The following is a 3,438-nucleotide window of genomic DNA, read 5'->3' as shown; positions in this document are numbered from 1 at the left end:
GTGATGGGGGAGTTGGTAATCACTGTCCAGTGCTCCGGGACCTCAAAAGCCAGCGAGTACGTAGCCTTCAAATCCGGCTGGTCAAAGCACGCAAAGACACGCTTGGCGTCGGCAGTTTCGAACTGGGTGTAGAGGTAGGCTTCACCATCCACCGGGTCCACGAAGCGGTGCAGACCTTCGCCGGTGCGGGAGTAACGGATTTTCGCCACGACCTTCAGCTCATACTCCGCCACCTGCAAACCCGACAGCGGGATGCCGTAGGTCGGGTCATAAGCACTGGTGGGTAGGGGAGCACCGTTGAGGCGGACCTCGAGAAGCTCGTCACCGCGCAAGTCAATGAACGTCGAACCGGCCTTCTTAACGCGGAACTTCACCACCGTGGTGGAGGTGAAAAACTCCTCCCCGGTGAGGTCGAGTGCGACGTCGTAGTGGCTTACTTCCACCATGTCGGAGCGCTGCTGGGCTTCTTCGCGGGTGAGGTTAATCGAGGTCATGTGCTGTCTCTCCTCTTTCTCGGTACCTTAAGTCTCTGCACCAGCGTAGTCACACGCCTAGGGTGGGGTGCCAAAGCCCACACAAACAAAGGAGATTTACCGTGGCTCAACAAGTGACGTTCTGGTTCGACTGCTCATGCCCCTTCGCGTGGTTGACCTCGCGCTGGATTAAGGAAGTAGAGAAGGTCCGCGATATCGAGGTGACCTTCGAGCCGATGTCCCTGTCCGTGCTCAACAAGGGCCGCGACCTGGACCCGGAGTACATGAAGATGATGGAGGCCAACTGGGGCCCTGCCCGCGTGGCGGCCAAGATTGCTGTGGAGGCCCCGGAGAAGGTCGATGCCTTCTACACCGCGATGGGCACCCGCATCCACACCGAGGGCCAGGGCGGCAAGAAGGGGTACGGCGCCTACGATGACATCATTAGGCAGGCGCTTGACGACGCCTCCCTCCCCTCCACCTTCGCCTCCGTGGCCAACACCGAAGAGATGGATGAGAAGCTGACCGAGTTCCACAACCGGGGTATCTCCGAGGTCGGCGATGAAGTCGGCACCCCGGTGGTGAAGTTCGGCGATACCGCCTTCTTCGGCCCGGTCATTACCCGCGTTCCTACCGGCGAGGAAGCAGGCGAGCTTTTCGACGCCTCCGTGCGCCTCGCCCAGTTCCCCTACTTCTTCGAGCTCAAGCGCTCCCGCACCGAAGCCCCGCAGGTTTAACGCGTGCGGTTGCGCATTGCCGCCGCGATGACGCAGACCAGGACGATGGGGGTGAGCAGGAGAGCAGGAAGTCCCGCGATGTTAATGATGGGCAGGTAGCTCTGCGCCTGGTATTCCTCCCACTCGGCGGCTACCCACGTAGCCCATGAAGCGCCTGCGAGGAGAGCAAGTACACCGGCGGTGATCCCAGCTGCACGGTGTGGCTTCTGGGCTATCCACCACGCGCCCACCCCGAGGTGAGCCGCGGTCATCACGATCGCCATGACCAGGGGCCGGAGGAAGCCGCGTTCCGTGAAGAAACCTGCGGCGAATAAACCGGCGCCGATGAGAAAAGCCATGAGGTATAGGGCGGCGACGCGTCTGGTCATGGGCATGACAACCTCCTCTTGTGCGTGAGCGGCCCCAAGCGTAGCAAGCGCACGCTATTAATGGCAGGGCTCAGCGGGGAGTCGTGCTGCCCGCTAAGATGTGGGCCATGCGCGTTTATTTAGGAGCAGACCACGCAGGGTTCGAGACGAAGAACGTCATTGCCGAACACCTGAAGAAACAGGGCCACGACGTCATTGACTGCGGTGCCCATGAGTACGACGCCGAGGATGACTACCCGGCATTTTGCATTGAGGCCGCGCTGCGGACCGTTAATGACCCAGGCTCGCTCGGCATCGTGCTGGGCGGCTCCGGCAACGGCGAGCAGATCGCTGCGAACAAGGTGAAGGGCGCGCGCTGCGCCTTGGCGTGGTCCCCGGAGACTGCACGCCTCGCCCGCGAGCACAACAACGCCCAGCTCATCGGCATCGGCGGCCGCATGCACTCTGAGGAGGAGGCGCTCGCCATCGTGGATGCCTTCCTGGATCAGGAATGGTCCCGTGCTGAGCGCCACCAGCGCCGCATCGACATTCTTGCCGAGTACGAGCGCACCAACATTCCGCCGGAGCTTCCGGAGGCTTAGTTCATATCCTTGGGGTGAGTGCCGCCGCGGCCCTCTTCCCCGAGGTCAAGGTCAGTAATCGCAGCCATCTCGGAATCATCCAGCTCGAAACCGAAGACATCGAAGTTCTGCGCGATGCGCTCCGGGTTTTCGGACTTCGGGAACACGATGACGCCATTTTGCAGGTGCCAGCGGATGATCACCTGAGCGGGGGAAACGCCATATTTCTCGGCGGGCTCGGTGATTTCCGGCTGCTCAAAGAGATCCGTCTTACCCTGGCCTAGTGGACCCCACGCCTCAATCTGTACCTTGTGGGCGCGGAAGGCATCGAGCTCGCGCCAGCGCTGCAGGTAGGGGTGCAGCTCCACCTGGTTGACCACGGGGGTTTCATCAGTCTTAGTTTCCAGCTGGTCCAGGTGCTCCAGCTCGAAGTTGGAGACGCCGATGGACTTGGCCTTGCCGGCCTTCTTCAGCTCGATGAGCTGTTTCCACGCCTCGACATAAGTATCGTTTTCCGGGCAGGGCCAGTGGATGAGGTAGAGGTCCACGTAGTCAAGGCCCAGCTTCTCTAGGGACTCGTCGAGAGCTGCAGTGGCGTCGGTCTGGCGGTCATTCCACAGCTTCGTGGTGATGAACAGTTCCTCGCGTGGGATGCCAGACTTAGCAATCGCGCGGCCCACGCCTTCCTCGTTGCCGTAGATAGCGGCGGTATCGATGTGGCGGTAGCCCACCTTGAGGGCTTCGAGGACCAGCTCTTCGGTCTTGTCGGGGTCAACCTTGAAGACGCCGAAGCCGAGCTGAGGGATGGAGTTTCCATCGTGCAATTTGATATTAGGTACTGTCATGCGGCCCACTCTACGTAGGGCATAGTCATCCGTGCAGAAAAGGAAAAGTGAAGGCCTAGACAATCCCAGCGGAGCCCCGAGCGCGGCGTTGTGCCAATGAATCAGAAAACGATTAAAGCCACACCAACTGCCTAAATTAGGTGGCTAGCTACCATGTCAGCTACCACGGCTGCCAGTACAGGCCAGTACAAAGTTAGCCCCACTCCCTGTTTGTGCAGGTAGTGGGGCTGTTCAGCTTGGAGGGAATGACGGGAATCGAACCCGCGTCTTCAGCTTGGAAGGCTGAGGTATTAGCCACTATACGACATTCCCACAACCGACGATCTTCAACTTTCAAAGCTCCGACTGTGAAAGCCTTGTGCTTGAAAGCCAATGAATCGGCGTGCGCACTACTTTAGCGCACACGGGCGCTGAAAAGAAAATGGGAACTAGAAAGGGGCCAAGGGCGTTAGTTT

Annotated in this window: 4 protein-coding genes, 1 tRNA gene and 1 pseudogene; 2 read left to right on the top strand and 4 right to left on the bottom strand. The window is 59.9% G+C overall.

Annotation, left to right across the window (positions count from 1 at the left end):
- Window positions 1–494, bottom strand: a pseudogene (locus RDN59_RS11700) (aminopeptidase N); the annotation flags it as partial.
- Between the two features lie 101 nt (window positions 495–595).
- Here RDN59_RS11700 and RDN59_RS11695 point away from each other — a divergent pair.
- Window positions 596–1,210: a DsbA family protein gene (locus RDN59_RS11695; protein WP_308607982.1), complete on the top strand. Its 615-nt coding sequence runs from the start codon at window positions 596–598 to the stop codon at window positions 1,208–1,210.
- Here the strand turns inward: RDN59_RS11695 and RDN59_RS11690 are convergent.
- Window positions 1,207–1,584: an MFS transporter gene (locus RDN59_RS11690; protein WP_308607981.1), complete on the bottom strand. Its 378-nt coding sequence runs from the start codon at window positions 1,582–1,584 to the stop codon at window positions 1,207–1,209. The genes RDN59_RS11695 and RDN59_RS11690 overlap by 4 nt on opposite strands.
- A gap of 101 nt (window positions 1,585–1,685) precedes the next feature.
- Between RDN59_RS11690 and RDN59_RS11685 the strand changes: the two genes are divergently transcribed.
- A complete protein-coding gene (locus RDN59_RS11685; RefSeq protein WP_010191143.1) occupies window positions 1,686–2,159 on the top strand; it encodes a ribose-5-phosphate isomerase in 474 nt (157 codons plus the stop codon).
- On the opposite strand, the gene RDN59_RS11680 is transcribed toward RDN59_RS11685, so the two are convergent.
- The gene (locus RDN59_RS11680; RefSeq protein WP_308607980.1) at window positions 2,156–2,983 is read right to left on the bottom strand and encodes an aldo/keto reductase; all 828 of its coding nucleotides are present in this window, start codon (window positions 2,981–2,983) and stop codon (window positions 2,156–2,158) included. The two genes, RDN59_RS11685 and RDN59_RS11680, sit on opposite strands and share 4 nt — an antisense overlap.
- 237 nt (window positions 2,984–3,220) lie before the next feature.
- A tRNA-Gly gene (locus tag RDN59_RS11675) sits at window positions 3,221–3,295 on the bottom strand.
- Window positions 3,296–3,438: the final 143 nt, after the last annotated feature.

The sequence above is a fragment of the uncultured Corynebacterium sp. genome (assembly GCF_902489365.1).
Classification (GTDB): Bacteria; Actinomycetota; Actinomycetes; order Mycobacteriales; family Mycobacteriaceae; genus Corynebacterium.
Note: the sequence above shows the minus strand (reverse complement) of the source record. Positions and strands in the feature narration are given on the sequence as shown.